Here is a 25,255-nt window from a genome sequence, read left to right on the forward strand (position 1 = left end):
GGTTGCGCCTAGGCTGAGGGAATGAGATTCCTGCCGGGACACCACCTCACTCACGATCTGACCTACGACGACGTCTTCCTCGCTCCGTCGTACTCGGACGTGTCCTCGCGTTTCGACGTCGACCTGGCAAGCAACGACGGCACCGGGACCACCATTCCGATCGTGGTGGCGAATATGACCGCGGTCAGTGGACGCCGGATGGCCGAGACGATGGCCCGGCGCGGCGGGTTGGCGGTGCTCCCGCAGGATCTGCCACTGGCCGAGGTGCGGCGCACCATCGCGTCGGTCAAGGGCCGTCACCCGGTGCTTGAGACACCGGTCACCGTGGTGACGACCGATACGGTGCACACGGTGCTGAGCCTCATCGACAAGCGACCTCACGGTGCGGCGGTCGTGCTCGATCAGGGGCGCCCGGTCGGTGTCGTCACCCGGTCGGACTGCCACGGTGTGGACCAGTTCACCCAGGCTGGGGAGGTGATGTCGCCGGACCCGACCGTGCTGGACCTGGAGGTGCTGGAGGGACCGGACGCACTGCGCGGGGCGTTCGAAGCCCAGCACGCGGCGCGCCGCCGGTTCTCGCCTGTGGTGGACGGTTCCGGCCGCCTCTGCGGTGTGCTGACCCGCCTGGGCGCCCTGCGCTCCTCGATCTACACGCCCGCCCTCGACCAGGCAGGTCGCCTGCGTATCGCCGCAGCCGTGGGCGTCAACGGAGATGTGGCAGCCCGCGCCCGGGGACTTCTCGAAGCGGGCGCAGACGTCCTCGTGGTGGACACGGCGCACGGCCATCAGGTGAAGATGCTCGAGGCGCTCCGGGCGGTGCGCAACGAGAACCCGCCGGTGCCGATCGTGGCGGGAAACGTGGTGACGGCCGAGGGTGTCACGGACCTGGTCGAGGCCGGAGCAGACATCATCAAAGTGGGTGTGGGTCCAGGCGCGATGTGCACCACCCGGATGATGACCGCCGTGGGGCGTCCGCAATTCTCGGCCGTGGCCGAGTGCGCTGCGCGGGCTGCAGAGCTGGGCACGCACGTGTGGGCCGACGGCGGTATCCGCCACCCGCGTGATGTCGCCCTTGCGCTGGCCGCCGGTGCCAGTCAGGTCATGGTTGGCTCGTGGTTCGCCGGCACGCACGAGTCCACCGGGGACCTGCGCACAGATCCCGACGGCCGCCAATACAAGGAGAGCTTCGGCATGGCATCGGCGCGCGCCGTGGCTGCGCGGACTGCCTCCGACGCAAGTGCATTCGAGCGAGCCCGCAAGGGCCTCTACGAGGAGGGTATCTCGACCTCCAGGATCTACCTCGACCCCTCCAGACCCGGGGTCGAGGACCTGCTCGACCACATCACGGCGGGGTTGCGGAGTTCGTTCACCTATGCCGGGGCGCGCAGTATCACCGAGTTCGCCGAACGGGCGCTGGTGGGACTGCAGACGCGGGCCGGTTATGACGAGGGCCGCCCCCTCCCAGGCGGGTGGTGACCCATGTTCACCACACTCCCCTATGGCTCGTGGCCATCCCCGCTGGGGGCCGATGATCTCGCTGACGCCTCAGTGCGGCTCTCCGAGCTGTTGCTCTGCGGAGCAGACACCTACTGGATCGAGTCCCGTCCGCTCGAGGGTGGTCGCAACGCTCTCGTGCGCCACCGCGCCGGCTCGACGGTCGATGTGGTGACCACACCAGCTGACGGTGGGACCTTCGACGTACGCACCCGCGTCCACGAGTACGGCGGGGCGTCCTACGCCGTCACCGACTCGCTCGTGGTCGCCTCCCGCCGGGAGGACGATCGCCTCTATCGGATCGACCTCACCGAGGACGCGTTCGCTCCCCCGGCACCGCTGGTGCCCGCTGACGGGCGCCGGTACGCCGATCTGGAGATCGATACTGCCCGTGGCGTGCTCTACGCCGTGGCCGAGGATCACGGCGGACCGGGCGAGTACCGCACGGACCCCACGGCCACTCTCGTCGCGATCCCGTTGGACGGCTCCGCCGCCGAGGATGGCGACGCAGTGATCACCCTGATCAACGGCCCGGACTTCATCAGCTCGCCACGTCTCAGTCACGACGGCGCCTTCCTTGCCTGGATCACCTGGGATCACCCAGCAATGCCCTGGGACTCCAGCACCCTGCAGGTGGCCACGGTGGCCGATGGCGGCGGTCGCCTCCTGCACCACCGGACAATCGCCGGCGGGCCGGAGATCTCCGTAGCCGAACCGCTGTGGACACCGGCGGGCGATCTGGTGCACGTGGACGACCGGTCCGGCTGGTGGAACCTGTACCGCACGGAGTTCGAGGCCGCGCACCGCCGCACCCGGCACCTGCACCCGGCCGACGCCGAGTTCACGATGCCGCAGTGGGGCTTCGGCCCGCGGACCGCCGACCTGCTCGATGAGCATCATCTGATGGTCTCCTTCGGTGTCGGGGGGCGTCGCCGGCTCGGGGCGGTGCAACTGGAGAACGGTGCCCTGGAGATCTGGCCGGGCGACTGGGAACCGGAACGGGACGTGCGCGCCGCGCCTGGTCGCGTCGTCTTCATCGGATGTTCTGCCACCGAACCGCAGTCGGTCATCGAACTCGATCTCGTCCGTGGGCGGGTGAGCGTGCTGCGCACCAGTTCCGGTCTGCGCGTGCCCCCCGAGGCGATCGCCGCGGGCGAGGCCGTCTCCTGGCCCTCCGCGGACGGCGTGGCACACGGCTTCCTGTACCAGCCCAGTTCCGAGGTCGCCATCGGACCCGATGGCGAATTGCCGCCCCTGCTCGTGCTCTCCCACGGCGGACCAACGGCGGCGACCTCGGCAGGGTTCGACCCCGCTGTGCAGTTCTGGACGACCCGAGGGTTCGCCGTACTGGACGTCAACTATGGCGGCAGCACGGGCTACGGCCGTGCCTACCGGGAGCGACTTCACGGCCGATGGGGTGTGGTGGACGTGGCCGACTGCGCGTCCGGTGCGCGCTGGCTCGCCGACCAGGGCATCGTGGATGGCGCCAGGATGGCTGTGCGCGGCGGCAGCGCCGGCGGGTTCACCACGCTCGCTGCCCTCACCTTCACCGACACTTTCGCCGCGGGCGCCAGCTACTACGGAATCGGCGATCTGGTGGCACTGGCCGAGCACACCCACAAGTTCGAGAGTCATTATCTGGACACCCTGGTGGGACCGTACCCGCAGGCCGCCGAGACATTCCGGGAACGGTCACCGATCCAGCACACCGGCCAGCTCCGGGCTCCGATGATCCTGCTGCAGGGCACCGAGGACCGGGTGGTCCCGCCGGAACAGGCCGAGACGATGGCCTCCGCGGTGCGGGATGCCGGGATGGACGTAGACGTGCACATGTTCGACGGGGAAGGTCACGGTTTCCGGCGCGCCGAGAACAAGCGCGCCGCGTTGGAGGCCGAACTGGCCTTCTACGGCAGGGTGTTCGGCTTCACGCCCGCGTGAGTCTCCGCCCTCGAGCCCACCGGGAATCGGTGCGCCGTGGCAGGGGCAACGAAGGGCCGGGGAACGCGGCTCGAGACCGCGTCACCCCGGCCCCACTGCCGGATCGAGCGCTCAGCCCTGGACGAGCGAACGCAGCACGTACTTCAGGATCCCGCCGTTGCGGTAGTAATCCGCCTCGCCGGGTGTGTCGATACGGACCACGGCGTCGAACTCCACGACCGAGCCGTCGCCCTTCGTCGCTGTCACCTTCACGGTCTCGGGGGTCGTGCCTTCGTTGAGCCCGGTCACGCCGGAGATGTCGAACGTCTCGGAGCCGTCGAGGCCGAGCGATTCCACACTCTCGCCGGCCGGGAACTGCAGCGGCAACACACCCATCCCGATGAGGTTCGAGCGGTGAATGCGCTCGAAGCTCTCCGTGATGACCGCCTTCACGCCGAGCAGCGCCGTGCCCTTGGCCGCCCAGTCCCGCGAGGAACCGGAACCGTATTCCTTACCGCCCAGGATCACGAGCGGGATATCGGCTTCGGCGTAGGCCTGTGCGGCGTCGTAGATGCTCGTCTGCTCACCTGTGAGGTGGTTCAGCGTGAAGCCACCTTCGACGCCGTCCAGCAGCTGGTTGCGCAGGCGGATGTTGGCGAACGTACCCCGGATCATCACCTCGTGGTTGCCCCGCCGGGAACCGTAGGAATTGAAGTCCTTGCGTGCCACACCCTTCTCGGCGAGGTAGACGCCTGCCGGTGAGTCCGGCTTGATCGAACCTGCCGGCGAGATGTGGTCGGTGGTGACCGAGTCGCCCAGCTTGGCCAGCACGCGGGCACCGCTGATGTCCTGCACCGGCTCCGGTTCGGCCTGCATACCGTCGAAGTACGGAGGCTTGCGCACGTACGTGGACTCGGTGTCCCACGCGAACGTGTCTCCTTCGGGGGTGTCCAGGGACCGCCACTGTTCGTCACCGGAGAACACATCGGCGTAGTCGGAGGTGAACATCTCGCGGTTGATCGAGGAGTCGATCGTGGACTGGACCTCCTCCGGCGAGGGCCAGATGTCGGCGAGGAACACCGGCTTGCCGTCCTCCGTCCGCCCGAGCGGCTCGTGGGCGAAGTCGAACTCCATCGTCCCGGCGAGCGCGTACGCGATCACCAGCGGCGGGGAGGCGAGGTAGTTCATCTTGATGTCCGGGTTGATCCGGCCCTCGAAGTTGCGGTTACCGGAGAGCACCGAGACCACGGCCAGGTCATGCGCGTTGACGGCCTCGGAGACCTCCGGGTCCAACGGGCCGGAGTTCCCGATACAGGTGGTGCAGCCGTATCCGACCAGGTGGTACCCGAGCTTCTCCAGGTACGGCCACAGCCCGGCCTTGTCGTAGTAGTTCGTCACCACCTGCGAACCGGGAGCCATCGAGGTCTTCACCCATGGTTTGACACTCAGTCCAGCCTCCACGGCCTTCTTCGCGAGCAAGCCGGCGGCGAGCATCACCGACGGGTTCGAGGTGTTCGTGCAGGAGGTGATCGAGGCGATCGCCACCGCACCGTGGAAGAGTTCGTAACTTCCGCCCTCAGGTGTGGTGACCGTGACCGTCTTGCGCGCCTGGTTGCCGATGGCCGGCGAGTCCGACGCGGGGAAGGACTCCTTCTCCGCCTCGTCCACCCCGTTGCGCACCTCGGGGGCGTACGCGGGCAGATCGCGTTGGAAGGCTGCCTTCGCGTGCGAGATCGCGATCCGATCCTGCGGTCGCTTCGGGCCGGCGATCGAAGGGACCACGCTCCCCAGATCGAGCTCAAGGTACTCGGAGAACACCGGCTCGGTGGCCGGGTCGTGCCACATGCCCTGTTCCTTCGCGTAGGCCTCCACAAGGGCGACTTCCTCGTCAGACCGGCCGGTCAGGCGCAGGTACTCGAGCGTGACCTCATCGATCGGGAAGATCGCTGCGGTGGACCCGAACTCGGGGCTCATGTTCCCGATGGTGGCGCGGTTCGCCAACGGGACCGCAGCGACGCCGTCGCCGTAGAACTCCACGAACTTGCCGACCACTCCGTGCTCGCGGAGCATCTCGGTGATCGTCAGCACCACATCAGTGGCGGTGACGCCCGAGGGGATCTCACCGTTCAGCTTGAAACCGACCACCCGCGGGATGAGCATGGAGACCGGTTGGCCGAGCATCGCGGCCTCGGCCTCGATGCCGCCGACGCCCCAACCGAGCACTCCCAGGCCGTTGACCATCGTGGTGTGGGAGTCGGTGCCCACGCAGGTGTCCGGGTAGGCGCGCAGAACCTTCTGCGCCTGCCCGTCCACGGCTACCTCACGGATCATCACGGTCCGGGCCAGGTACTCGATGTTGACCTGGTGCACGATGCCGGTGCCCGGGGGCACCACCTTGAAGTCGTCGAAGGCCGTCTGCCCCCACCGTAGGAACTGGTAGCGCTCATGGTTGCGCTCGTACTCGAAGGCCACGTTGCGCTCGAATGCGTCCGAACGTCCGAACACGTCGATCTGCACCGAGTGGTCGATCACCAGCTCCGCCGGCGACAGTGGGTTGATCGAGGCCGGGTCACCCCCCAGATCTGCCACGGCCTCACGCATCGTGGCGAGGTCCACCACGCACGGCACGCCGGTGAAGTCCTGCATCACCACGCGCGCTGGCGTGAATTGGATCTCAGTGCTCGGCTGGGCGCTCGGGTCCCACTCGGCCAGCGCGCGCACGTGCTCAGCCGTGACATTCGCGCCGTCCTCGGTGCGAAGCAGGTTCTCAGCCAGGACTTTCAGGCTGTAGGGCAGGCGCTCCAAGCCGGGGACTGCGTCGAGCCGGTAGATCTCGTACTCGGTCTCACCCACCCGCAGGGTGCTCTTCGCGGAAAAGCTGTCGACTGTGCTCACGTGCCACTCCTCGGTGCGGATCTTCGTTGGCGCTCTACGCTCCTGCCGACTTACGGAAGGATCGCGTTTCACAATTTATCTCGATATCGAGATAAATACTATCGCAGCGGGACGGCGCCTGCGCGCCGGACGCGCCATCACGCTGGTGTGAGTACCGCCACCGTCTCCACATGGTGGGTATGCGGGAAGAGATCCAGTGCGTCGAGTGCGTCGAGGCGGTACCCGTGCTCGCGTGCGTAGGCCACATCGCGGGCCAACGCGGCCGGGTCACAGGCGACGTACACCACCCGCTGCGGACGGGCGGCCAGTACCTGTTCAACGACCAGCTCACCCGCTCCTGCGCGCGGGGGATCCAGAACGACGACGTCGGGGCGGACATCCGCCAGGAGGCTGGGCAGAAGCTGGCCCACCGCCCCCTCGTGCAACTGCACCTGGGGCCGGTCATGCACGTTGCGGCGTGCATCCCGCACTGCACGTGGATCCGACTCGACTGCATGAACCACACCAGTGCCTGTCACTGCGTCCGCCAACGGAACGGTGAGCAACCCCGCACCGCTGTACAGGTCCAGCATCGTGTCGCCCGGTTCGGCCTTGGCGGCCTCGAGTACCGCGGAGATGAGTTCACCAGGGGCGCAGTCGTGCACCTGCCAGAACCCGGTCGCCGACACGCGGAACGACCAGGAACGCTCGCCGACCCGGACCCGTTCACGCACGGCGCGCCGGGCGCTGCGCATCGGCACACCGTCGACCAACACCATGGGATCGCCCACGCTCGGGGCAATGGCATCGATGCGCGCGCCCGGTCGCCACTCCCGAGCCAGCAGTTCCGAGACGTCGAGCGCGGGCACCGCCAGCGGCATCGACGCCAACGGCACCACCTCGTGGGTGCGATGGCGGTACATCCCCGCCCGGCCGAGGCTGTCGGCAACCAGCTCGATCCGGGTGCGGTATCCCAAGCCGTTGCGATCGTGGTCCGGAGCCGCTGATCGCACCGACACCGTCGCCAGCCGGTCGTCGTCAGGTTCAAGACCGCCGATCCGCGTCAGTGCGTCGCTCAGGACATCTTTCTTCCACCGGCGCTGACCGTCCAGGCTGACGTGTGCCAGCTCGCCCCCACCCACACCGCCCGGTCCGGCCTCCGGCCACACCGAGGGCACCCGGTCCGCCGAGGCCTCCAGCACGTCGATCGCGTCGGCACGCCAGTGCCCACGCCTGCTCACGTCGGTCAAGATGGCACGAACACGCTCTCCTGGGAGGGCATGTCGCACGAACACCACACGTCCATCCATCCGGGCCAGGCAGTGCCCACCATGCACCGGAGCACCCACAGTCAGCTCGACGACGTCCCGCATCCCAGTCTCTTCGATCGCATCCGTGCTCATTCGGCCTCCGTATCGCCATCGGTCCGTACGTCGTGCACTGTCCCGCCCGCTGCCGGACCGACCAACTGCGCCGAGCGCAGTTGCCACGGAACCGAGGCCATGACGACCCCCGGCATATGCAGGAGTCGCGCCTTGAGTCGCGCCGAGCTGCGGTTGTGTAGCAGTCGTTCCCACCAGGAACCCACCACATACTCAGGGACGTAAACCACCACCAGGTCTCGGGGTGACTCCCGGCGAATCGCTTTGACGAATTCCAACACCGGTCGCGTCACTTCACGGTAGGGCGAATCGAGCACTGTCAATGGCAACGGCAGGCCGAGCCTGTCCCACGACGCGCGCAGTGCGCTCGTCTCCTCTGCATCCACGGCCACCGAGATCGCCTGCAACGTCGACGGGCGCGTCGCACGCGCGTACGCGAGCGCCCGCATCGTCGGCTTGTGCACCTGCGAGACCAGGACCACCGCGTGCACTCGGGAGGGCAGCGCCTTGGCCTTGCCCTCATCATCGAGTGCGAGTTCCTCGGCGGCCGCGTCGTAGTGGCGCCGGATCAACCCCATCAGCACGTACAACAGGGCCATCAACCCGACGGCGATCCACGCACCGTGCGTAGCCTTGGTGACCACCACGACCGCCAGTACCACCGCCGTCAACGCGAAGCCGAAGGCATTCACCGCCCGCGCACGCACCATCTGAGCCCGCTCCTGCGCGGCGATCACCGTCCGTAACAGCCGGTTCCAGTGCCGCACCATGCCCAACTGGCTCAGGGTGAACGAGACGAACACTCCCACGATGTAGAGCTGGATGAGCTGGGTGATCTGCGCCTCGAAGATCCAGATGAGCGCGATCGCCGCGACCGCGAGACTGACGATCCCGTTGGTGAGTGCGAGTCGGTCCCCCCGGGTGTGCAGCTGACGCGGGAGGAAGCCGTCCTTACCCAGCACGGAGGCCAATTGCGGGAAGCCGTTGAACGCCGTGTTCGCGGCCAGCACCAAGATCAACGCGGTGGCCCCGACCACCACGAAGAACAACCACGGCACCGAAGCGAAGACCACCTCGGCGATCTGGCCGATCACCGGCGTCTGCACGAAGTCGTCCCCCGGTGCGACGCCATCGAGGCGCAGGTCCCGGCTCGGGTCCTCCACGAACCGCACCCCAGTGGCCCGGGCCAAACCGAGCACGCTCATCAGCATCGTCGCGCCGATCAGACCGAGCATCGCCAAGGTGAGCGCCGCATTGCGCGCCTTCGGCCGACGGAACGCCGGGACGCCGGTGCTGATCGCCTCCACGCCGGTCAGTGCCACAGCACCGGAGGAGAAGGCGCGCAAGACCAGAAACGCCCCTGCGATTCCCATCAGGCCCTGATCCAGCCCGTCGAGGGGAACCACCTCGTAGTCGGCGCTGGTGGCCCGGCCGATAGACCCGGCAGCCCACTGAATACCGCCCACCACCGCCATCACGCCCATCGCGGCAAGGAACAGGTACACCGGCACGGCGAATCCCAGCCGGGACCGCAACCGTCCGCGCACGTTGGCAAGGGCAACGAGGGCGACCATGCCCGTGGCCACCCACTCCTCGTTGCCGCGCAAGGCGGGCCACAGAGTTGCCAGGTACTGAGCACTCGAGGACAGCGAGACCGCCACAGTGAGGACGTAGTCGACGAGCACCGCGCTGCCGACCGCAAGGCCAGCCCTCTTCCCGAGGTTCACCGTGGTGACGTGATAGTCGCCACGACCATCGGGATAGGCGCGAACCAGATGCCGGTAGGAGGCCACCACGGTGAGCATCACACCGACGACCGCCAGGCCCACCCACGGAGAGATCGTGGCCGCGGCGAGGCCGGCGAGAGAGAGCGTAAGCAGAATCTCGTCCGGAGCGTAGGCCACCGAGGACAGCGCGTCCGAGGCGAAGATCGGCATCGCCTCTCGCTTGCGGAGCAATGCGTGCCCGAGACGGTCACTGCGGACCGGTCGCCCGACCAGCAGCCGTTTCGCGGCGTCGACGATGTCTGGCACGCGGCCATGCTACGCGGAACGCCCACCGGACGGCGTCGCCTCATCGCGCGAACACTCGCACCTGCCACACCACGGCGCAGCGGGTGTAGCGTCTTCTCCCGTGCACTTCGTGATCATGGGCGCGGGACGCGTCGGCACCACTCTCGCCGAGACACTCGAGTCTCGCGGACACTCCGTCGCGATCATCGACCAGAACCCGGACTCGTTCCGCCGGCTCCCGGAATCCTTCGAGGGCCGGCGCGTCACCGGGATGGGGTTCGACCGGGACGCCTTGGCGCAGGCCGGCATCGAAGACGCCTACGCCTTCGCGGCGGTCTCCAGCGGCGACAACTCCAACATCATCGCAGCGCGGGTCGTCCGTGAGACCTTCGGCGTGGAGAACGTCGTCGCCAGGATCTACGATCCAGCCCGCGCCGAGATCTACCAGCGCCTCGGGATCACCACGGTGGCCACCGTGCGCTGGACAGCCGATCAGGTCCTTCGCCGGATGATGCCCGCCGGTGCAGCGAGTGAGTTCCGTGACGCTTCCGGTTCAATCACTTTGTGCGAGCTCGATCTCGATCCGGGTTGGCTGGGGCGAACGGTACGTGAAGTCCAGTCCGCCACCGGGGCACGAGTGGCTTTTCTTTCCCGGTTCGGCGACGGGTACATCCCCTCCCCCGACGACGTCCTGCAAGAGCAGGACGTGCTGCACGCCCTTGTCTACACCGAGGCTCTGGACGCGGCCCAGCGCACGCTCAGCCGCCCGCCCAGCCCCGAGGAGGACTAATGCGCGTCATCATCGCCGGCGCCGGCAGTGTCGGTCGGTCCATCGCCCGGGAGCTGATCGGCCACGAGCATGAGGTCACTCTCATCGACAAGAATCCTGCTGCGATGAAGGTGTCCTCGGTCAGTTCGGCCGAGTGGTTGCTTGGTGACGCCTGCGAGATTGCCTCATTCGCCTCGGCACACCCGGAGGCGTGTGACGTGGTGGTAGCTGCCACCGGAGACGACAAAGTCAACCTCGTGGTCTCATTGCTCGCCAAGACGGAGTTCGGGGTGCCACGGGTAGTTGCCAGGGTCAACAATCCGAAGAACGAGTGGATGTTCGACGATGCGTGGGGCGTAGATGTGCTCGTCTCCACGCCACGGATCATGACCGCTCTGGTCGAAGAGGCAGTCTCGATCGGCGACCTGGTGCGGATCTTCACGTTCCACCAGTCCGGCGCAAGCATGTACGAGATCACCCTCGCACCGCGTGCGGCGGTGGTCGGCGAACGCGTGGCAGACATCGACTGGCCGACCGGAGCGGTGCTTGCGGCGATCATTCGGGGCGATCAGCCGATTGCGCCCACCCCAGATGACACTCTGGAGGCCGGTGACGAACTGCTCCTGATCGTCACGTCGGCGGAACCGGACGATCTGGTGACCTTGCAGCATCTGCTCGGGGACGCACCCACAGCCACGTGATCCACAGCACCAACGCCCACATCGGCACGCCCATCACCAGCCGTGCGGTACCAAGCCACCCCGCCTCGGCATTGAGGTAGAGCGGGACCTGAACCGCCAATCGCGCGATGAATGCACCGAACCAGAGCCAGGACGCCTGCACATAGAGACGCCGCAGGCGCTCATCGGCACGCCATGAGGTGTCCTGACCGGTCAGTGTGGCCACGAGCACGCCGACCACGGGCCAACGCACCAGGATCGAGATCAGCACACCGACTGCGAAGCCGGCATTGACGAGGAGGCCCCACGCAAAGAAGTCCGAGGCCTCACCCGATCGCCACGCCCAGACTGCACCGATCGCGACTCCCACCAGTCCACTGAGTGCCTGCGTCAGCGGCGTGCGGCCGATCAGACGGGCAATGGAGGCGACCACAGCGACGCTGACGGACGCCACCACTGCGGGTACCAGTTCGCGGGTGGCGACGAAGATCACCACGAACACGAGCCCCGGTGCAATCGTCTCGATCAGGCCCCGGACCCCACCGACGGACTCGGCGAGGCTGAACTCGTTCGCGGTGAGTTGGCGAACGCCGCGGCCCTCTGCTGCGGCGGCGACCTGCGGCGATGTACTCTCGATCGGCTCGGCGCCATCGGCCCGCTCAGAGCCGTGGCCGCCAGGTCCCGTACTCACGAAACGGCCTGCGAGGGCAGGATCCGGTAGCTGGGGTTGTAGATCGCGGGGCGGGCACGCTCCGGCGACGTCCGGCTGAGCATGCCCTCAGCGCGCAAACGCCGACCCGGATCGATTCCGGGGATCGCTCGGCGCCCGAGCCAGATCAGATCAATCGTGCCGGATCCATCGTAGAGCTCAGCCCTCAGTTCCGGAGCACCGCTCACCGGAGAATAGGTGACCGATCGGATCACTCCCGAAATGGCGACGCGTTGCCGATTCCGGCAGCTCGACACCGGAACAGTGTTCTGACGTTCCACTTCGAGCCGTTCCTGCCCGGCGTCGAGTTCCGACTGCGAGGCAAGCAGCTGCCCCACTCGCTCGCGCCAGCTCACCGTGCCTCCCCTTGCACCGGCGCGCTGCCGGGCAGGTCGAGGGTGGGCACGCTCTGCTCAGGTGCACCCGCGCGCTGGCCCGGCATGTGCAGCGGGAGCAGATCGCGTGGCGGCCGAGGTTCGGGACCGCGCACCACCACGACATCTCCGAAAAGAGACTCCATCACGGCGCCGGCGTCGGCGTCGACGGCTGCCTTACCCGTCAGGACCCCGCGGAGGAACCAGCGAGGTCCGTCCACGCCGAGGAACCGTGCTGGCCGGTGCCCACTGCGACCGTCGGGCAGGCGCACTGGCAACCGCACGAGCAACTCAGTGCCGAAGGGACCGGTCCGTTCATCGACGGAGCCCCCTTGTTTCCCGATCTGCGTGGCGAGCTCCGACCGCAACGTCGACCACAGGCCCGCCGATCGCGGAGCCGCGAACGCCTGCACCTGCAGAGCAGAACCGTCCACTGCGAGATTGACACCGACCACGCGTCGCGTCTTCTTGTCCAACTCCATCCGCACCTGGAGTCCCTGTCGCTTGGGCAACCGCACCGCACCGAGATCGATCCGGTCGCCGAGCTCAGGGACCTCCTCGAGATCCCAGGGGCCGATCAGGCCCTCGTCCGCCCCCTCCGCCGCGGGCGCCTCTGCTGCGCCGATTACGTCGGCATCCGGCGCGGCGGGCTCCGGGGAGGTGGCCCCTCGGCGACGAAACAATCCCATCAGTGCTGTCCTTCCATCAAGGATGCGCTCCCAGTCGAACCGAGGCCGCCCGATCCTCGCGCGCTGCCCGGCAGCCGGTCCACCTCAACCAGGTCCGCGGTCCAGACCCGCTGGATGACCAGCTGAGCGATTCGGTCTCCCCGTTCGAGAAGGACCGGGGCCGAGGCGTCGGTGTTGATCACGATCACCTGAATCTCTCCACGGTACCCCGCGTCGATCGTGCCTGGAGCGTTCAGCACGGTGAGGCCGTGCCGGGCAGCCAAACCCGAGCGCGGATGGACGAATGCCGCGTAGCCGGCAGGCAGAGCGATGGCCAGCCCGGTCGCGATCGCTCGGCGCTCCCCCGGCCGGAGCTGATGCGCCTCGCGGGTGAGTAGGTCCATACCCGCGTCGCCGGGCTGCGCGTAGCGCGGCATGGGTAGATCGGGGTCGAGTCGGTGAACCAGCACCTCGACCCGTTCGTCGGCGCTCTCGGTCATCGTCACCCTCCCGAGCCTACTGGCCGAGGTGCGACCGGCCGACCGTGGCACCCTTGCCATATGACTGACTCCTTCACCGAGCGGGTGCTTCCTTCTGCAGCAGCATGGCTGCTCGCCCCCGCCGGGGGCATCCTCGCGGGAATCGCGCTGCTCCCGGCTAGTGCTTGGGCTGCACTGACCGCATTCCTCGTCATCACAGCGACGATCGCTGTGGTGTTGGTACTCCTGTCCCCCACGATCCGGGTGAGCGAGCAGTTCCTCGTCGTCGATCGCGCACGACTTCCACTGGACGTGGTGGGCCCCGTACAGCGCTTGGAGGGCGGTGACCTCAAGGAAGCGATGGGGCCGGGCCTGGATGCCCGTGCGCACGTGCGATTTCGGGCATGGGCTCGTTCAGCGGTGCGGATCACGGTGGTCGATGCCGCGGATCCGACGCCGTACTGGTTGATCTCCACACGCCACCCGGACACCCTCGACCGAGCACTCCGTGGCGGCGAATAGCCGCCACGTTGCCTCGATCGGTGGTGTGGGGTGGCGATAGGTGTCAGGCCGCGCACTCCGAGCAGACAGGCTGGCCGCCCTTCTCGTAGGCCAGTTGGCTGCGGTGGTGCACCAGGAAGCACTCGGAGCAGGTGAATTCGTCAGCCTGGCGCGGCAGAACGCGGACGGAGAGCTCTTCACCGCTGAGATCGGCTCCAGGGAGCTCAAATCCCTCAGCTGCTTCGGTCTCGTCCTCGTCGACCGCACCAGAGTTCTTCTCCGCACGCCGAGCCTTGAGTTCCTCGAGTGAATCCTCGCTCAAGTCCTCTTCAGTCTTGCGCGGTGCGTCATAGTCGGTCGCCATAGTGGGCAAGCGCTCCGGTTTCTCTCGTGATGGACAGTCGCACGTACAACGCTCGGCGCGCCGATATGTTCCCGTGGCGGGTGAATTGTGCACCATTGGCGCTCGGATTGCATCCTCGACCAGCCGCCGACATGCAGAGCACGCCCGGATCGCGGTCCGCTGAGGGCATGGCCTAGCATCGACGGTGTGGGTTCACGGCGATCCAGTTGCCTCCTTCGGAGGAGAACCCACCGGCGGGAACACGGTGGATTTCACCAGAATCGGACGCCACACCGCTGACAATCCGCTCTCGGGCGGCCCGAACCTGGCAGGCTCGAGACGAGCTGAGGATCGGCTCGTCGGAGCCGAGCACGGAGGCGACATGGTCGAGTTGGAACTTGTGGGTATCCACACGGACGGGGAGCGCGTCGTCCTGATGGGGCCCGAAGGGGAGCGGTACCGCCTGGTGATCGATGATGCGCTGCGCGCGGCCGTGCGTCGGGACCGCCCGCAGCTCGAACAGGTGCGCACCGAAGGTGCCGTACGCCCCCGTGAGATCCAGGTGATGATCCGGGCCGGCGCGAGCGCCGAGGAGATCGCTGAGGAGTCGGGGGCTCCGCTGGAGACCATCCGCCGCTATGAGGGGCCGGTGATCGCTGAACGTCAGCACGTCAGTCAGCGGGCTCGAGCACTCGCCATCGGTCGCGATCCGGGTGCTCCCGTGCTCGCCGACGTCGTCGTGGACCGGTTAGCCTCGCGGGGCGTCGCGGCCAGCTCGATCGAGTGGGACGCCCGGCGGAGCGGAGGTGACCCCTGGGTGCTGGTCGCACGCTTCGTCGCCGGCGAGCGTGAACGTGAGGCGACGTGGCAGGTCGACTTGTCCGCGCGAATGCTCGTTGCACTTGACGACGAAAGCCGTTGGCTCTCCGAAACCGAATGGCCGGTCTCCCCCGGGCCCCGCCGCCACCTTTCCTCGGTACGCGGGGGCGCCCCGTACGACGTCGAGTCCGATGATGAGGTGGACCTTTCTGGTCCTCTGCACGCGGTCGACGCCGCCCTGCACCCGAGCCAGGACGCTGATGGTCCGGACCAGCCAGGATCGGACGACGACGCGAGCCACACCGAGGCCCTGCTGGATCAGCTCTCGGCCAGTCGCGGAGTGCGTCTGCCGGTGGCTGACCCAGAGGAGGACGACGACCTGCATGAACCGATGCTCTGGGACGACCCGCCGCCCGCGCACCCGCCCGCCTCGCACCCGCAGGAGCGACCGGACGCTACGGTCCTGAGCGCACCCGAGAACTCAGGCACGCCCGACGGCGCCACCGCGGCCGGGATGGATTCGGAGTCCAGCACCGAGCATCCCGACTCCGAGACCGAACGTCCCCGGCGCAGTCGCCGACGCCGGACGAGTGTTCCCTCCTGGGACGAGATCGTCTTCGGCGCGAAGCACGACTGACCGCACCAGACCGGGGGCGCCGTGATTCGTCGACGGACTGGACGATCATCGCAAGCGGCGGGACGGGGTCATTGCCGGATTCCTTATGCCTGCACGGTCACGAGCGGTACGGTCACCTCGGCCAGCGTCAGTGCACCGTGCATCCCCACGAGCGCGAGCGACGATTCGCTCTGGCTACGGGAGTCCACCACGGCATGCGTGCCGTTCGCGATCACCACCACATCGCCGACGGTCTCCCTCACCCCAGCACTGACTGGCCCGATCAGCCCGGAGTCGATCAGCTCGGCGCGGGTGATCACTGTCGTGAGATCCCCGAGGGTGTCCCGCCATCGGGTCGCCACCTCTTCGGCGCTGCCCGGGCGGCAGTACAGATGGACGGCGCGCGGCTCGCCCCCGACGAGGTCCACATCGCGGTGGAGCCGCTCGTCGGCGGCGATATCGGTGCGATCTGCCACCGGCACGTCTACCATGCCGTGATCAGCTGTCACCTGCATCAGGGTGCCGGGCGGGAGCATCCGGGCGAGGCGAGCCAACTCCTGGTCGAGAATCGTGAGCGCCTCGGCCCACTCCGGGCACCGCCACCCGTTGCGGTGGCCGATGGCGTCCAGATCACCCCAATAGAGGTAGACCACGTCGACCTGGGGATCCCGCAGTTCCCGCAGCGCCGCATCCACCCGCTCAGACAGTGACTGCGCGGGCGTGTATTCGCCGCCGCGCAGCGCTGCCCGAGTCAGCCCGGAGTCGGCAAAACGCCATGGGCCCACACTGACCGCCAGCCTCCCGGACCGGTCCAGACGTTCGAAGACCGTCGGAATCTGCTGCCACTCGTGCGGGTCCGCGCCACCGTTCCACGAGACCAGATTGACCAGCCCGCCACGCTCACCACGGACCGTGTAGCCGAGCATCCGGGTACGACCCCCTTCACGACCGGTACCGAGATAGGTCACATTCGTTGCGGTCGTCGTGGGGAAGGTCGCCTGCAGCGCACGCAATCGATCTGCACCAGTGAGGAAGGGAGCCCGGTCCGAACAGTCGGTCAGGTTGTACCACCCGAGACCGTCCACCAGGACCACACAGGCCTTTCGGCTGTCGGGCAGACCCAACCGGGACCGGGCGTCTGCCACCTCAGCCTGCTCGTCACCGCCCAGGTCGATCCCGCACGCGCCCACGGCCCCCAGTAGCACGTCACCGAGTCGGCCGACCGGTTCCGCCGGCTTCACTCTCGGGCGGCCACCGTGGCCGCGGAGAGCTCGGACGCGAAAGCGGTGGCTGCTGCCATCGCGTGCGGGCCTTCCGCCTGAGCGCTGACGCGCACGACAAGATCGTCAGGCATAGCCGTGCCCGTCAGGCCATGGTCGGCCTCGCACTCCGGATCCGGGCAGGTCGCCGGTTCTAGATCGATCCGGCTCACCGAGCCCCAGTTGATCGCAATGGTCAGCTCGGTGCCACCAGTGCCCTGAGTATAGGTGACCGGGTCGCTCACCCCGTGGGTCAATCCCACCGAACGAATCTCGCGCAACGCGACTGCCTCTGTCGTGGCCGCCGCGTTCACCGCACCCAGTGGCGCCTCACCCGGAATATCGTCCACGTGAGCAACGACCAAGCGTGTGGGCGTCAGCACCAACGTGGTGATGTGCCGGCGGACCTCGGTCCGATCGAACATGGTCTCCGGATGCACGAGATAGGCGCGCACCGGTTCGCCGGCGAGCGCCACTTCCAGCACATCGGTCACCAATGCCGGGTAATAACCGGCGCGATCGATCTCCCGCCTCAGGTCTCGCAGCTGATCCGTTCGTGAACTCACGTCGCTAGTCTCCCACTTCGGGGGCGTCAGGGAAGTACCCGACGAGCCGCATCGCCGCGCTGCGGCTGCGCGACGTCCACATGCATCCCGAGGATCGCTACTCCGGACTCTGCAACGAGCACCGGGTTGAGCTCCACCACGGACACTTCCGCCAACTCGTCCTTGAGCACGGAGACCCGTCCAAGCACGTCCTCCAGCGCAGCCACATCAGAAGCCGGCAGACCACGCTGTCCGAAGAGACGCGGCGAAGCGCGGAGCGACCGGATCATCTCGGAGACGTCCTCATCGGTGAGCGGCGGCACCCGGTAGCTCACATCTCCCAACAGTTCTACGGCGTCTCCGGCCAGCCCGACACTCAGGATCGGGCCATAGAGCGGATCCTCTGCCGCACGGATGACACAGGCGACACCCGGAGGCGCCATGGCCTGGACGTCGAAGCTGGCGGTCCGGCCAGTCAATGCTCGAACGCGCGCCTCTGCTTGCCGGTAGGCCTCGGTCAGCTCGGCCGGCGTCGACAGGTCCAGCCTGATGGCGCCGAGATAGGAACGATGCCGAAGCAATTCGTCCACGGTCTTCAGCGCCACCGGCCACCCGACCTCCTCCGCGGCGATCAGCGCCTCCTCCAGAGTGCTCACCCGGCGTTCGGACCATGTCCGGATTCCGTGTGAGCCCAGCAGCTGGCGGGCACGTTCGGGCGGGAGACGCTTGGTGGTGCCGGCTGGCAGACCGGTGAGTTCGGCCTGGACGAGGTTTTTGGCTCCCCGGCGGTCCACATCGTCGAAGTCGACCCGCCGGCCACGTCCACTCTCGCGCCAGCGCCGGTACTGGCGCGCCTGTGCGATCGCGGCGACGGCGGTCTCCGCACTCGGAAAGGTCGGCACCTCGACGGATTCGACCGCATCCTCATGGCCCGCTTCACCCGCTGATCCGCGCGGGCCTGCTGGTCCGATCAAGCCGGTGACTGCGTACAAGGTCGCCGCGACGGTCCGCCCGGACACCTCAGCGAGTCTGCGGATGTGTGCGCTGATGGGACCGGTCTCGGGGGCCAGCAGGGGGGCATACCCGACCACGGCCACGTCCCAATCATCCCTGGCCAGCGCCGCGTCCACCTGTTCGGCGTACTCTGCGGCCCCGGCACGGGGGCTCATCGCGATCGGGTCGCAGGCGAGGGTGAGGCGATGGTGGCGGACGAGCTCCGCGAGGACCGCAGCCTGCGCACCGGTGTTCGTGATGACCAGCACGCGGTCTCCGGCCGGGAGCGGCTGCTCGCTGAGCAGGGCCGCCAGGTCAAGCATCTCCGTGACCGACTGGGTCTGCAGCACCCCCGCCTGGCGCATCAGCTCGTCCAATGCCCGCCGCGGTACCCGGGTGGTCCGCACGGAGTGCCCCGGGAGCTGCAACTGTCCGGTGGTGCCCGCGATCATGGCCACCACCGGTCCCTTCTCGGACAGGCGCCGTGCCACCCGGGAGAACTTGCGCGGGTTGCCGATCGACTCCAGCCGCACGCAGGCCACCGTGGTCTGATCGTCGGTGGTCCAGTACTGCATCGCGTCGTTGCCGGACACATCGACCCGATGTCCGGCCGAAAGGAACGAGGACAGACCGAGGCGACGTTCGGCGGCCCCGTCCAGCAGGTGGAGCCCGGCTGCCGCGGACTGGCAGAAGATCCCGATACGGCCTGCGCGCACGGGCCCCGTCCACAGCGTTGCGTTCAACGCCTCGGCCTCCCCGCCGGTGAGTACGCCGAAGGATCGCGGTCCGACCAGCCGCATCCCGTACTGACGCAGCGTTCGCACGAGCGTGCGTTGCGGCACCTTTCCGGAGGGCTGCCCCGACTCGTAGCCACCGGTGTACAGCACCACCGCGCGGACCCCCACACGGGCCAGCTGCGGGACCAGATCCAACACCTGAGCTGCTGGGGCGGCCACCAGCGCCAGGTCGATCTCTGCACCCGCCTCGGGTTCGAGGTCCTCCACTCGTGGGGCGCCAGGGCCTAGACCGGCGGTGACGACGCGCCCAGCAGCGACCCGACCCAGACCCGAGCGAAGCCGCTCAGCGAACGCCGTACCCTCCTCCCCGGCACCGACCAGGAGCACCCGGCGCGGTGCGAGCACTGCACGCATACTCAGCGCCTCCGCGCGACGCTCACGCTCCATCAACACCGCCAGCGAACGATCGGTCGGTCGGATCGTGAAGGAGACGCTCACGATTCCGTCGTCGAAAACCTGATGGACGTCGTACCCGGCATCGGTGAACACCCGCAGCATCCGGGCATTCTGCGGCAGGACGTCCGCGACGAACCGGCGCACCCCGAGTTCTCGACCTGCGGCCGCGAGGTGCTCGAGCAGCACGGAGCCGAGTCCTCGTCCCTGCGCGGAGTCAGAGACGTTGAAGGCGATCTCGGCGGAGTCCTCGTCGACCCGGTCGAACCGGCCAATGGCCACCAGCTCCCCACCGGACTCCAACACGAGCGCCACCCGGGTGCGGTGGTCCACGTGCGTGAAGTGATGCAGATCCCGCGCCGGCAATCGCTCCAGCGGGGCGAAGAATCGCAGGTACACCGATTCCGGCGATTGCCGCGCGTGGAATCGCTCGACGGCGTCAGCATCCGTCGGCAGGATGGGCCTGATCCGCATAGTGGTCCCGTCCCGCAGCACCACATCGGCTTCCCAGTGCTCCGGGTAGGTGGTCTCCCCCACCGGGGCGTTGCCGTGAGCCATGACACGATCCTAGATGGCGCTCACCGGTGTGTACTGGCCGTGCTGATCGGCCCGGCAGGGGATGATGAGTAGATGGCACGCCGCAGCACGCCCGGACCAGAGCAGACCCCGGTCGACTCCATCGTCATCGATACCGACGTCTCCACCGAGATGCGTGGTTCGTTCTTGGAGTACGCCTACTCGGTGATCTACTCCCGTGCCCTTCCCGATGCGCGGGACGGGTTGAAGCCGGTGCACCGTCGCATCCTGTTTCAAATGGCCGAGATGGGGCTGCGGCCCGACCGTGGGCATGTGAAGTCGGCCCGGGTGGTCGGTGAGGTCATGGGCAAACTGCACCCGCACGGCGACGGTGCCATCTATGACGCCCTCGTGCGGATGGCGCAGTCATTCTCACTGCGACTGCCGCTGGTCGACGGTCACGGCAACTTCGGGTCCTTGGACGATGGCCCCGCGGCCCCGCGGTACACCGAGGCGCGGCTGGCGCCGGCGGCCCTGGTGATGACCGCGGATCTCAACGAGGACGTCGTTGATTTCGTTCCCAATTACGACAGCCAGCTGACTCAGCCGGAGGTGCTGCCCTCCGCGCTTCCGAACCTGCTGGTCAACGGTGCGTCCGGGATCGCCGTCGGTATGGCCACCAACATGCCTCCGCACAATCTCGTCGAAGTGGTCGCCGCGGCGCGGCATCTGATCGCTCATCCGGATGCCGATCTGGAGGCGCTGATGCGGTTCGTGCCTGGCCCGGACCTGCCAGGCGGGGGCAAGATCGTCGGGTTGGACGGAATCCGGGAGGCGTATGCCACCGGTCGCGGTTCATTCCGCACCCGGGCTACGGCCCGAGTGGAGAGCCTCACCCCTCGCAAGAAGGGAATCGTGGTCACCGAGCTGCCGTACCAGGTGGGCCCGGAACGGGTCATCGAGAAGATCAAGGACGCCGTCCAGGCAAAGAAACTCCAGGGCATCGCAGCGGTGAACGATCTCACCGACCGCGCCCATGGGCTGCGGCTGGTGATCGAGGTGAAGAACGCCTTCAACCCCGAAGCCGTGCTCGCCCAGTTGTACCGGCTCACCCCGCTTGAGGAGTCTTTCGGGATCAATAACGTGGCGCTGGTGGAGGGCCAGCCGCGCACTCTCGGGCTACGTGAACTCCTTCAGGTCTACGTCGCGCACCGGCTCACCGTGGTACGCCGCCGGTGCGAGTTCCGGCTCGCCAAACGGCGCGAGCGTGCTCACCTTGTCGAGGGCCTGCTCATCGCCATCGCGGACATCGACGAGGTGATCTCGGTGATCCGCACCAGCGATGACGCCGAATCTGCGCGCGCTCGCCTGATGGCAGTCTTCGACCTTTCTGAGGCCCAAGCCGAGTACATCCTCGAACTGCGCCTGCGGCGGCTGACGAAATTCTCCCGGATCGAACTCGAGGCCGAGCGAGACGAGCTGGCCAAGGAGATCGAGGCGCTCGAAGAGATCCTCGGCGACGAAGGCCTACTCCGGGATGTGGTCTCGGACGAACTGGCCCGCGTAGCAGCTGAGCATGGAACGCCGCGACGTACGGTCTTGCTGGAAGCTTCCGGTGCCACCGCCACGGCGGAGTCCCACCAGTCTCGTGCACGGCAGGGTCGTGGCAATGACGTCCCGCTGGAGATCGCCGACACTCCGTGCCGAGTCCTGCTCTCGGCGACCGGTCTCCTCGTCCGGACCGCGGACGCTGCCGAACCGACTCGAGCCGGTGCCCGCAGCGCACACGACGCGCTGCACGCCACCGTGCGGGCAACTACCCGAGGTGAAGTCGGCGCGGTCACCAGCCGTGGCCGGATGTTGCGACTGTCGGTGATCGAGGTGCCCGCCCTGCCGCCCACCGACGCCGCGCCTAGCCTCTCGGGTGGTGTTCCGGTCAGCGAGGTTCTGATGCTGGAGCCGGGCGAGCGGGTGGTTGGTCTGGCGAGGCTGGACGACGATGCTGTCCCGCTCACGTTGGGCACTCGATCGGGCCAGGTCAAGCGGGTGACTCCCGATTACCCCCGCAAGGAAGTCTGGGACGTGATCTCACTCAAGGACGGTGATGAGGTCGTCGGTGCCGCCGACGCCGCAGACGAGGACGAGCTGGTGTTCGTCTCCTCGGAGGGGCAACTCCTGCACTTCCCGGCCGCGCTCGTACGGCCCCAGGGACGTGGTGCCGGTGGGATGGCAGGGATCAAGCTCGGCGGCGGTGCAGTGGTCGTCTCGTTCACGGCCTTACCTGCCGGGCGCACCGATGAGGCCGTAGTGGTGACGGTATCCGGTTCGTCCACCGCGCTGCCCGGCACTGTTCCCGGGTCCGCGAAGGTCACCCCCTTCGCCCTGTTCCCTGGCAAGGGCAGGGCGACCGGTGGCGTCCGCGCCCACCGGTTCCTGCGTGGAGAGGACTCCCTGGTGCTGGCAGCTGTGGGACCGGACCCCATCCGCGCCGTCGGTTCGGCCGGCCAGCCCGTGGACCTGCCGGAACTGGACGAACGGCGGGATGGATCAGGTCGTCCGCTGGACGTCTCCATCGCCGGTCTGGGGTGAGTCGGCCGGCTCGTCACCGCCGGGGTCCGCAGGTGCCTGCCGTTCGACGCGCCAATGGCGCAGGAGGCCGGCCGCAATGAGCACCTGAGCAGCGATATAGGTGGTCATCACTATCAGGTCGTGCGACGGCAGGGCGTACCACGCGGAGAATGACTCAAGTCCGAGTAGGGCGTCGGAGATGAAGAAGATCAGTCCACCGATACCGGTCATCGTGTTCACCCGGGTGCTGACAGCGGCGGCCGCGACGAGGACCAGGCCGTACACCGCCACCAATGGCAACAGCGGGCCTGCCCCAGACACGCACGCCGCGAAGAGCCCCACGAAACCTGCGAGATAGCCGAGTGCGACGATCGGGCGCAGCGGCCTCGATCGCAACCGGACAAAAGTGGCCACGAAGCACACCTGCGCAACGCCAAAGGCCGTGACCATCGCGATGAATCCTGCCTCGTCGGCAAACACCCGAGGGGCCGCATCTCCGATCCAGGAGAAGAACAGGGCGCCTGCGTAGAGTCGAGCCGGCCGGCTCCCGTGCGGAACCTCTGCTCGGTTCCACACAGCACCAGCCAGCGCGGGCACCAGCAGAACCTGAGTTCCATCGGCCAGTGTATGCGCGTCCACCGCCTGGGCAGCCAGGTGGAGGGCGATCACGAGGCCGGCGGCGATGTCCCAGGCGCGGTTCATCGGTTCCTCACAGTTCGATGGTGTACGTCGTCGATCCCCGGGTCGGCTCGAAGCCGAGTTTGCCGAAGAGCCCGAGAGAGTCCTGCCGCGTGGCATGATCCACGCCGAGTGCCGCGAACTCCATTCCTGACGCGGCGAACGCACTCATCGCACGCACCAGCAACGTCGTCGCGATCCGCTGACCACGCCACGGAGCCCGCACGCCGAGCATATCCACGTATCCCTCCGACCAGCCCAGCGTTGCCCAGTCCTGTTCGTACCTGCTGGAAAGGAGATACCCGGCAACTTGGGCACGGTCACTGGTCCGGTCGAGTACGAGGAAGCTCCACTCGGGAACGAAATAGGTACGTCCCTCAGCCCAGAGTGTCGCGCTCTGGGCCGGTGCCTGCCCGCTGGAGCTTTCATTGTGAGCAAGGCGGACCTGTTCGTCCAACTCGGCCGACCAAGGCTCGACGCTGAGGGGGCGTTGGACGGAGACGTCAGGCAATTCCAGACTCAGGTCCCTACGCATCTCGGTGTGGTATCCGGCTTCGGTGAAGCCGTAGCGGCGCACCAGGTCTGCCGTATGGCTCATCTCCTCCTCAACGTGTACGACGATCGTTCCCGTGCCATGATCGTCGTCGGCGAGGATCTGCCTGGCGCGCTCGATCTGCCATTCGAGGACAGTTGAGCCCACCCCGCGATGCCGGTAGTCGGGACGGACACCGCCATCCAGGAACACTCGCACCGGCCCCTGCTCTCCAGGCGAGACACTGACCAGACCGAAGGCACACAGGCGACCTCCGGCGTCGAAACCCCCGATGGAATTCTCGGCCAAGTCCGTCCATTGGGTCACGAACGACTCATCCAACTCCTCCCGGGTACTGCGGTAGGGAAGGTCGTCGTGCTCTTCGATCTGCTGCCACAGTGCAAACAGGGTCGGGGCGTCCTGATGCTCCACAGCCCGCCACAGCAGGCCAAGTCGCTGCTCCCCCGCCCCGATCACACGCGCACCGACGATCCCGTGGTGTACCGGATCGCCTCCCCGAGAGTCGTGAAACCCAGGGTGCCGGCAGCGTCGAGCACCCCGTCCTGGTGGACGTCCACGTCAATCCGTGCGGTAACCATGTCAGCGGAAGCGTAGGCGCGCACTGCCGCGGCGAGCAAAGGCAGTGCCACATCGGCACTGCACACGTCGACGCCGCAGAAGTCGAACTGCAGGTGCGCCACGCCATGGTCGGGCCATGCTGCGGGCGTCACCGCACCCTCCAATGCACCCACGCGTCGGCCGTCTCGCCGCGCCTGCCACCGCGTGCCGGCGGCGAGCTCCTCGCGGTGAATCTCCAGGCCATCGACGCCCGTGACCGTTCTAGGTGCCGGGGCCGACGTGGCCGAACCTGTGGTGAACGTCCGGTGCATGGCGCGGACCCGCCCGGCCGAGGTGAAGCCGGCGGCAGCGGCCAGACGCCGCTGGTCCGTTCTGGTCTCATCGACGAGAATGTCCGCCACCACCGCACCCGCGCGCTGGGCGCACGCGTCCTGCCAGCGGAGCATCGCTCGTCCAATTCCACGGCCCCGCCACCCGGGGTCGATCATGGCCCAGAGGAGGGCCCTCCCGCCGTCTCGGCGCACGAGCGCCACTGTGCGAAGCGCACCGTCCGGGTCGACCCCGGCAAGTGAGTCGAACTCGAGGTCCACTCCGGCCGACTGCTGCCGGGAGGGGTGCAGATCGAGCGAACCTGGGTGCAGGCTCTGATCGACAGGCCAGGAACGGCTCAAAAGCTGCCGCACGGCCTCGTCATCCCGCGTGGTCAAGGGTCGCCACGTGAGACCGAAGTGCCGCCCAGGCAGTGGGGGGCGCCCTTC

21 protein-coding genes are annotated in these 25,255 nt (G+C 67.7%); 7 read left to right on the top strand and 14 right to left on the bottom strand.

All coding sequences use genetic code 11. The features are described from left to right. The first annotated feature begins 21 nt into the window (after positions 1-21). Entirely contained in the window at positions 22-1,476 is a 1,455-nt protein-coding gene (locus LQF10_RS09865) for a GuaB1 family IMP dehydrogenase-related protein (RefSeq protein WP_231063685.1), read from the top strand. Between the two features lie 3 nt (positions 1,477-1,479). Then, positions 1,480-3,432 carry a S9 family peptidase gene (locus LQF10_RS09870; RefSeq protein WP_231063686.1) on the top strand — a complete coding sequence of 651 codons (1,953 nt, stop codon included), beginning with the start codon at positions 1,480-1,482 and terminating at the stop codon, positions 3,430-3,432. Between the two features lie 111 nt (positions 3,433-3,543). Here LQF10_RS09870 and acnA read toward each other — a convergent pair whose 3' ends face one another. From acnA to LQF10_RS09885, 3 genes are all read right to left on the bottom strand, one after another. After that, the gene (gene acnA, locus LQF10_RS09875) at positions 3,544-6,306 is read right to left on the bottom strand and encodes an aconitate hydratase AcnA (RefSeq protein WP_231063687.1); all 2,763 of its coding nucleotides are present in this window, start codon (positions 6,304-6,306) and stop codon (positions 3,544-3,546) included. Between the two features lie 137 nt (positions 6,307-6,443). Further along, the gene (locus LQF10_RS09880; protein WP_231063688.1) at positions 6,444-7,688 is read right to left on the bottom strand and encodes a class I SAM-dependent RNA methyltransferase; all 1,245 of its coding nucleotides are present in this window, start codon (positions 7,686-7,688) and stop codon (positions 6,444-6,446) included. Continuing rightward, positions 7,685-9,700 (bottom strand): APC family permease, encoded by a 2,016-nt coding sequence (locus LQF10_RS09885; protein WP_231063689.1) that lies wholly within the window; start codon positions 9,698-9,700, stop codon positions 7,685-7,687. The genes LQF10_RS09880 and LQF10_RS09885 overlap by 4 nt, the downstream gene beginning before the upstream one ends. Between LQF10_RS09885 and LQF10_RS09890 the strand changes: the two genes are divergently transcribed. Both LQF10_RS09890 and LQF10_RS09895 read left to right on the top strand, forming a co-directional pair. Continuing rightward, entirely contained in the window at positions 9,690-10,469 is a 780-nt protein-coding gene (locus LQF10_RS09890) for a potassium channel family protein (protein WP_354002570.1), read from the top strand. The two genes, LQF10_RS09885 and LQF10_RS09890, sit on opposite strands and share 11 nt — an antisense overlap. Next, positions 10,469-11,149, top strand: a complete 681-nt coding sequence (locus tag LQF10_RS09895) for a potassium channel family protein (RefSeq protein WP_231063690.1) — start codon at positions 10,469-10,471, stop codon at positions 11,147-11,149. Before LQF10_RS09890 ends, LQF10_RS09895 begins: the two co-directional genes overlap by 1 nt. On the opposite strand, the gene LQF10_RS09900 is transcribed toward LQF10_RS09895, so the two are convergent. The 4 genes from LQF10_RS09900 to dut are packed head-to-tail and all read right to left on the bottom strand — an operon-like array spanning position 11,079 to position 13,379. Then, entirely contained in the window at positions 11,079-11,819 is a 741-nt protein-coding gene (locus tag LQF10_RS09900) for a DUF3159 domain-containing protein (RefSeq protein ID WP_231063691.1), read from the bottom strand. The two genes, LQF10_RS09895 and LQF10_RS09900, sit on opposite strands and share 71 nt — an antisense overlap. Continuing rightward, the gene (locus LQF10_RS09905; protein WP_231063692.1) at positions 11,816-12,193 is read right to left on the bottom strand and encodes an OB-fold nucleic acid binding domain-containing protein; all 378 of its coding nucleotides are present in this window, start codon (positions 12,191-12,193) and stop codon (positions 11,816-11,818) included. Before LQF10_RS09905 ends, LQF10_RS09900 begins: the two co-directional genes overlap by 4 nt. Continuing rightward, a complete protein-coding gene (locus tag LQF10_RS09910) occupies positions 12,190-12,900 on the bottom strand; it encodes a DUF3710 domain-containing protein (RefSeq protein WP_231063693.1) in 711 nt (236 codons plus the stop codon). Before LQF10_RS09910 ends, LQF10_RS09905 begins: the two co-directional genes overlap by 4 nt. Then, on the bottom strand, positions 12,900-13,379 hold the full coding sequence (dut, locus tag LQF10_RS09915; protein ID WP_231067299.1) for a dUTP diphosphatase: 480 nt from the start codon (positions 13,377-13,379) through the stop codon (positions 12,900-12,902). Before dut ends, LQF10_RS09910 begins: the two co-directional genes overlap by 1 nt. Before the next feature lie 60 nt (positions 13,380-13,439). Between dut and LQF10_RS09920 the strand changes: the two genes are divergently transcribed. Beyond that, positions 13,440-13,880, top strand: coding sequence for a DUF3093 domain-containing protein (locus tag LQF10_RS09920; RefSeq protein ID WP_231063694.1), 441 nt, complete (start codon positions 13,440-13,442; stop codon positions 13,878-13,880). A gap of 43 nt (positions 13,881-13,923) precedes the next feature. Here LQF10_RS09920 and LQF10_RS09925 read toward each other — a convergent pair whose 3' ends face one another. Continuing rightward, the gene (locus LQF10_RS09925; protein ID WP_089772241.1) at positions 13,924-14,223 is read right to left on the bottom strand and encodes a DUF4193 domain-containing protein; all 300 of its coding nucleotides are present in this window, start codon (positions 14,221-14,223) and stop codon (positions 13,924-13,926) included. A gap of 361 nt (positions 14,224-14,584) precedes the next feature. Here LQF10_RS09925 and sepH point away from each other — a divergent pair, with 361 nt between their 5' ends. Next, the gene (sepH, locus tag LQF10_RS09930) at positions 14,585-15,658 is read left to right on the top strand and encodes a septation protein SepH (RefSeq protein WP_231063695.1); all 1,074 of its coding nucleotides are present in this window, start codon (positions 14,585-14,587) and stop codon (positions 15,656-15,658) included. An 83-nt stretch (positions 15,659-15,741) separates the two neighbouring features. On the opposite strand, the gene LQF10_RS09935 is transcribed toward sepH, so the two are convergent. The 3 genes from LQF10_RS09935 to LQF10_RS09945 are packed head-to-tail and all read right to left on the bottom strand — an operon-like array spanning position 15,742 to position 20,182. After that, on the bottom strand, positions 15,742-16,878 hold the full coding sequence (locus LQF10_RS09935) for an alkaline phosphatase family protein (RefSeq protein WP_231063696.1): 1,137 nt from the start codon (positions 16,876-16,878) through the stop codon (positions 15,742-15,744). Continuing rightward, complete coding sequence (locus tag LQF10_RS09940) at positions 16,875-17,462, bottom strand: DUF5998 family protein (protein ID WP_231063697.1); 588 nt, start codon at positions 17,460-17,462, stop codon at positions 16,875-16,877. Before LQF10_RS09940 ends, LQF10_RS09935 begins: the two co-directional genes overlap by 4 nt. 26 nt (positions 17,463-17,488) lie before the next feature. Beyond that, positions 17,489-20,182 (bottom strand): GNAT family N-acetyltransferase, encoded by a 2,694-nt coding sequence (locus LQF10_RS09945; protein ID WP_231063698.1) that lies wholly within the window; start codon positions 20,180-20,182, stop codon positions 17,489-17,491. A gap of 72 nt (positions 20,183-20,254) precedes the next feature. Between LQF10_RS09945 and LQF10_RS09950 the strand changes: the two genes are divergently transcribed. Next, the gene (locus LQF10_RS09950; protein ID WP_231063699.1) at positions 20,255-22,729 is read left to right on the top strand and encodes a DNA gyrase/topoisomerase IV subunit A; all 2,475 of its coding nucleotides are present in this window, start codon (positions 20,255-20,257) and stop codon (positions 22,727-22,729) included. Here the strand turns inward: LQF10_RS09950 and LQF10_RS09955 are convergent. The 3 genes from LQF10_RS09955 to LQF10_RS09965 are packed head-to-tail and all read right to left on the bottom strand — an operon-like array spanning position 22,688 to position 25,180. Next, complete coding sequence (locus tag LQF10_RS09955; protein WP_231063700.1) at positions 22,688-23,410, bottom strand: lysoplasmalogenase; 723 nt, start codon at positions 23,408-23,410, stop codon at positions 22,688-22,690. The genes LQF10_RS09950 and LQF10_RS09955 overlap by 42 nt on opposite strands. Positions 23,411-23,417: 7 nt before the next feature. Continuing rightward, positions 23,418-24,395 carry a GNAT family N-acetyltransferase gene (locus LQF10_RS09960; protein ID WP_231063701.1) on the bottom strand — a complete coding sequence of 326 codons (978 nt, stop codon included), beginning with the start codon at positions 24,393-24,395 and terminating at the stop codon, positions 23,418-23,420. Continuing rightward, positions 24,392-25,180: a GNAT family N-acetyltransferase gene (locus LQF10_RS09965; RefSeq protein ID WP_231063702.1), complete on the bottom strand. Its 789-nt coding sequence runs from the start codon at positions 25,178-25,180 to the stop codon at positions 24,392-24,394. The genes LQF10_RS09960 and LQF10_RS09965 overlap by 4 nt, the downstream gene beginning before the upstream one ends. Between the last annotated feature and the right edge of the window lie 75 nt (positions 25,181-25,255).

Source organism: Ruania halotolerans (assembly GCF_021049285.1).
GTDB classification, from domain to species: Bacteria; Actinomycetota; Actinomycetes; order Actinomycetales; family Beutenbergiaceae; genus Ruania; species Ruania halotolerans.